A 1,871-nucleotide genomic window follows, 5' to 3' on the forward strand; every position below is an offset into this window, starting at 1 on the left:
ATAGCCTCTCGGCATTGAGGTGACGAAAACAGGGACAAAGCGGAATTTCCCGCAAGAATCCACTGGAAAATCCGCAAATAATGGTTGAAACAGCGATGTTCCTTGAAAAAGGGTATAGGAAATAGAGCGGTGACGATCCGATTTTCAAAAAGTCATCGCTGGAGCTGGTATGATTGGGGTGTTCTCAAGCTGACAAGAGCCTGGACTTCAGGTCAAGATCACTCTCTTGGTACCAAGCGTCAATGTGTTGACACATCGCAATACCGTAGACCCGGACGGTCCACATCATGGTACTGCGATGCTTGGCGGCTTCAAGGTGGTAATCCTCTTTTGCTCGCTTGTTGCTACGTTCGCAGGTGGTTCTGCGTTTGTAGACATTGCCCCACTCGTTGCTGTGACGAGCCACGGGTGGGAACAAGCGGGGATTATCTTTAGTGTACGTGTGAACGCATCTACCGTAAGGTGACTCAGAACAGGGCGTGTCACACGTCACCACCCCGTTCACGACAAGCGGACAGTGATATTTGCGACGGGCTCTTGAGCTGTCGTATCCACGGTCTTTCATCTCCAGCCCTTTCTTACAAATCGGAACTCCATTTCGGGAGAGCATCATATCGTCTTTGTATTTCTTGTTACCTGTGTTGCGTTGATTCAAGTCGATAAACGGTGTGATTTTTTGCGACCTTAGATACTCGTAAATCGCCATGGCATCGTGTGCAGCGTCAAGAAGAACTCTGTCCCAGGTGTATTCTCGGAAGTATGCCTTGAATTCATGGGCGCTCACGACCCAAGATGTTGCATCGTGTCTGGAAGCCCTTTGTAACCTAGGGTAAATCGGTAGGTCATAAGGGCTGTCCGCAGCGACAAAGCTGTATAAGTGGTAGCCGAAGTAAAACTTATTTCGGTAGCTATCCCAGCCCATGTCGCAGTCTGGTTGTGAGAACTTACGATGGCATGAGCACTGAGCAATGCCTTGCTCCCGACACGAACAAAGTCTCTTGCTGCGGATTTGAGCTGCTGTTTGCACAGGCATTCCATCACCGGCAATGGATAGGGCATGCACGTTCCCCAACAAGTCGGATGCAGCAGAGACAGACAGAAACTGTTGCTGAAACAGCCGTAGCAAGTTGTCAAAGGGTTGTGATTTTACAACCGAGCGTTTCTGAAGTTGAGTAATCAGTTTTGCGATTCTGTTCGGCGTTGTCGTGGGTGCCTTTTCACCCTTCGTTCCCCGCTCTGGTTTCCTGCGACTGAGCCTACGCCTGGGAGCAAGGTTTGGAGGAGCGTAATTCCATAGCTTCGGGAAGAAGTCGTAGAAGGTTCCCACCCCGGGAGTTTGACCATACACGAACCCGCTGAGGATAGCATACAAGGGGCAGCGACGAAGGTCGTTCACCCACTCAGTGACGGAGGATTGTCCAACCTCCAGCATGAGCAGATAGGAGCGTAACATGTCAGCTGGGTCAACGGACAGAGGACCACGATGGGAATATGATTCTCGAAGTATTTCGAACGTGTTAGAAAGGTCCGTGATCCAAAACTTTGCTACGAGGGACCAGTCCTTTGCGACAAAGAGAAGCGACCCATTCCCGTAGTAGGTACGAAGTTGTTGCTCCACAAACGACTGATACTGCTGATGAGACCGTACCATTGGTAACATAACGCAACCCCAATTCAGATGAGATAGAGCGGTTAAGCCCTTCTCGGCGATTGTTGGGGTGTTTCTGAAAAGTCAAGTGTTATTTGCTGTACAACATTAAAATTCCCAATTTTGATTTGTCAAGTCGGGCTCAGCAACATGGGGGCAAGCGAACAGACCTCGGGCACAGAACCGTTGGTGGTTCAATGAAAACCAAATGCCGAGAGGCTAT

General features: G+C 49.8%; 1 protein-coding gene. It reads right to left on the bottom strand.

Features of this window, described 5'->3' with window-relative positions; translation table 11 throughout:
- Positions 1–184: 184 nt before the first annotated feature.
- Positions 185–1,660, bottom strand: a complete 1,476-nt coding sequence (locus ACFSB2_RS19505) for a transposase (RefSeq protein WP_377944772.1) — start codon at positions 1,658–1,660, stop codon at positions 185–187.
- Between the last annotated feature and the right edge of the window lie 211 nt (positions 1,661–1,871).

It is taken from the genome of Alicyclobacillus fodiniaquatilis, assembly GCF_042678105.1.
GTDB classification, from domain to species: Bacteria; Bacillota; Bacilli; order Alicyclobacillales; family Alicyclobacillaceae; genus Alicyclobacillus; species Alicyclobacillus fodiniaquatilis.